The following is a 3,899-nucleotide window of genomic DNA, read 5'->3' as shown; positions in this document are numbered from 1 at the left end:
ATCCGCTCGTGTTGATTGAGATCTTGGTCGTGATCAATCAATAGGATACGCCACCCTTCCTACCTCCTCCCGTACACCAGAAATCACCATAGCTCCCTTGCCAGCACCAGCCACTTCAGCACGTTGCAGGGCAGCGATGGTACGGCCGTCGACTACACCATCATTACCGCCCTGGGGGCGGAGGGCTCCAGTAGCGGCACGGATCTGCAGGGTGTTCTTGGCGACCTCTCGGGCAACTATGTGCTCGGCAGCGATATCGATGCCAGCGCCACGGCAACTTGGACAGAAGGCTTTGCGCCACTGGGCAGAGCGGCTTATGGCCGTACCTTTACCGGTCGGTTCGATGGTTTGGGGCATACCATCGACGGTTTGGTATCTACGCCATCCAGCGGCATCTTCGGCTCGGACAATGTCGCACTGTTTGGGGCGACAAACAGCGGCGCTGAGATTCGTAATATCGGGTTGGTCGACGTACAGATCACGGGCAGGAATCAAGTCGGCGCACTGGTGGGGGATGCTTATAACACCACCATTGATAACAGCTACGCGACTGGGCAAGTGAATGGTGAGCAAAATGTTGGCGGTTTGGTCGGTTACACCACCGGCGTCGACATCAGCAACAGCTTCACCGCTGCCGACGTTGAGTTGAGCGGTAACTTTGGCGGAGGCCTGATCGGCAACGCCTGGAACAGCGAGATTCGCAACAGTTATACCTCCAGCAGCGTAACAGGCGCATCGCAACTTGGCGGACTGATAGGAAGATCACAAACCACCACGATTGCAGATACCTACGCCGTCAGCACCGTCACCGGCACAGGTAACGACCTGGGAGGCCTGGTCGGTGAACTGAACGGTGGCACGGTCGACCGGAGCTACGCCGCCGGACGGGTAACCGGCACGAGTAATGGGGGCTTGATTGGCTATGGCTGGAACGGAGAGACCGTACAGAACAGCTTTTACAGCATTGACGGCACAGGGCAAACCTCATCCGCCGGAGGATCTGGCCTGTCCGGGGTCGAGATGCAGCAAACGGATGACTTCCTGGCAGCCAACTGGGACATCGACGCCCAGGGCGGTACCGGCAGCGTCTGGCGCCTCTATGAGGGCCATACTACCCCGCTGCTGCGCAGCTTCCTCACGCCGCTGACGGTGCTGCCGGAGTACGACGGCAGCGGCGCCCACCAGACGGATATCAGCGCCGCCGCGGGCGATGCACTGAGTGATCCGCGGATTTCCGGTAGCCAAACCAACATCGCACTGACCCTCACCGGCAGCGCCAACAGCGGCGAATACCTGGCCAGCCTGGACCTCGATGGCCTCTATTCCGGCCAGCAGGGGGTCGACCTGATTGGCGGTGAGCAAATCATCACCGACGGCAATGTGGCCAATGCCGGCGATATCGCCCTGACCAACGGCATCAGTTGGGACACCGGCACCCTGCGCATCGACACAACGGGCAATATCACCAACATCGGCGCCATTCAGGGCGGCGCAAACAGTGTCTTCCACCTGGTGGATGGCAACTGGCAACAGCACGCCGCCAGCCTGCCCACCTTCGCGGTGAACGACTTCCGGCTCAAGGAAGACACCGCCAGCTTCCTGCGCGCCTCTGGTGGTAACGGTACAGCAACTGACCCCTACCAGATCGGCGATGTGTACGGCTTGCAAGGCCTGGAATCCTACACGCTGCTGGGCAGCGATTTCACTCTGGCCAGCGATATCGGCGCCAGCGTCACGGTTAATTGGCATGCGGGAGCCGGGTTTGATCCTATTGGTACCCGCTCAAACCGCTTCAGCGGCAGCCTCGACGGCCAGGGTCATGTGATTGACGGTCTGACCATCGACCGGCCAGAAGAGGACAATGTGGGCTTGCTGGGGAGGTCGAACGGTGCCGAGCTGCATAATGTCGGGTTATCAGATGTCAGCCTGACGGGGGCCAGTGCTGTGGGATCTTTGGTAGGAAACACGACTAATACGTCTATCGAGAACAGCTATGCACACGGGGGGCAACTAACGGCGATAGAATCTGTGGCTGGCGGGCTGGTTGGGTCCGGGGGGGATGGTGTTATCCAAAACAGCTACGCGGATGTGGCGGTACTGGCGGAGGCAGATGGTTTCGGTTCCGGGTTTGCGGGTGGGCTTCTCGGCGCCGGAAATATAGATATCAGCAACAGCTATGCCCTTGGCGATGTCAGTAGCCCTGCAGCGGAGGTAGGGGGCCTGGTGGGCCAATATAATGCTGGCACCATCACCAACAGTTATGCCACCGGCCAGGTGAACGGCGGCAGCGCCGTCGGCGGCGCCGTTGGAAATCTGATAAGTTCGGCTGCGCTCAGCCAAGTGTTCTGGAATCAGGATACCAACACCGACCTCACTGGCGTGGGCAACGATGCGGCGGCAACCGGCGTAACCGGCAAGAGCCTGACCGACCTGCAAACCCTACAAACCTTCACCGACGCGGGCTGGGACATCGACGCCCAGGGCGGCACCAGCAGCGTGTGGCGTCTTTACGAAGGCCACACCACGCCGCTGCTGCGCAGCTTTCTCACACCGCTGACGGTGGCCGTCGATGATGCCAGTACCACCTACAATGGCACCGTGCAGACCGGCCCGGGGAGCTGGAGCGCAAGTGGTCCCCACGACAGCAGTCTGATCCTCGGCACCGCCAGCATCACCGGTGGCGGCAAGGACGCAGGCAACTATGCCATCAGCATCGATGGGCTCTACTCCAGCCAGCAGGGCTATGACTTGGTCGTTAACGACGGCGACTTGACTATCGACAAGGCGAACGCCACCGTCACCGCCAACAGCGATAGCGTGACCTACAACGGCACCACGCAGAACGTCAGCGGCTTTACCGCCAGCGGCCTGGTCGGCGGCGAAGACGAAAGCGTCCTCACCGGTGTCACCACCAGCGGCGGCAGCGGCAAAGACGCGGGCACTTATACGCACACCGCCAGCGGCAGCGACGGCAACTACCTGCTGACCTTTATCGACGGCGGCCTGACCATCAATAAGGCGCTGGCCACGGTCACCGCCAATAGCGACACCGTGACCTACAACGGCAGCGTCCAGAACGTGAGCGGCTTTACCGCCAGCGGCCTGGTGGGTGGCGAGGACGAAGGCGTACTCACCGGCGTCACCACCAGCGGTGGCACTGGCACCGATGCCGGCAGCTACGTGCATACCGCCAGTGGCACGGATGGCAACTATGCCCTCACCTTTATCGACGGCGGCCTGACCATCGATAAGGCGCTGGCCACCGTCACCGCCAATAGCGACACCGTGACCTATAACGGCAGCAACCAGAGCGTGACCGGCTTTACCGCCAGCGGCCTGGTGGGTGGCGAAGACGAAAGCGTGCTCAGCGGCGTGACCACCAGCGGCGGCAGCGGCAAAAACGCGGGCACTTACGCTCACACCGCCAGCGGCAGCGACGGTAACTACCTGCTGACCTTCGTCGACGGTGAGCTGACCATCGACAAGGCCGCCGCCACCGTCACCGCCAACAGCGATAGCGTGACCTACAACGGCACCACGCAGAACGTCAGCGGCTTTACCGCCAGCGGCCTGGTCGGCGGCGAAAACGAAAGCGTCCTCACCGGTGTCACCACCAGCGGCGGCAGCGGCAAAGACGCGGGCACTTATACGCACACCGCCAGCGGCAGCGACGGCAACTACCTGCTGACCTTCGTCGACGGTGAGCTGGCCATCGACAAGGCCGCCGCCACCGTCACCGCCAACAGCGATAGCGTGACCTACAACGGCGGCGTCCAGAACGTCAGCGGCTTCACCGCCAGCGGCCTGGTGGGTGGCGAAGACGAAAGCGTGCTCACCGGGGTCACCACCAGTGGCGGCAGCGGCAAAGACGCGGGCACTTACGCTCACACCGCCAGCGG

The 3,899-nt window shown here is 62.0% G+C and carries 1 protein-coding gene; it reads left to right on the top strand.

Annotated features, from left to right (window positions below; all coding sequences use genetic code 11):
- Positions 1–123: 123 nt before the first annotated feature.
- Positions 124–3,899: beta strand repeat-containing protein (locus tag FHR96_RS22230; RefSeq protein ID WP_221195920.1), on the top strand; the 3,776-nt coding region annotated here is incomplete at its 3' end.

The organism is Halomonas organivorans (genome assembly GCF_014192055.1).
Classification (GTDB): Bacteria; Pseudomonadota; Gammaproteobacteria; order Pseudomonadales; family Halomonadaceae; genus Halomonas; species Halomonas organivorans.
Note: the sequence above shows the minus strand (reverse complement) of the source record. Positions and strands in the feature narration are given on the sequence as shown.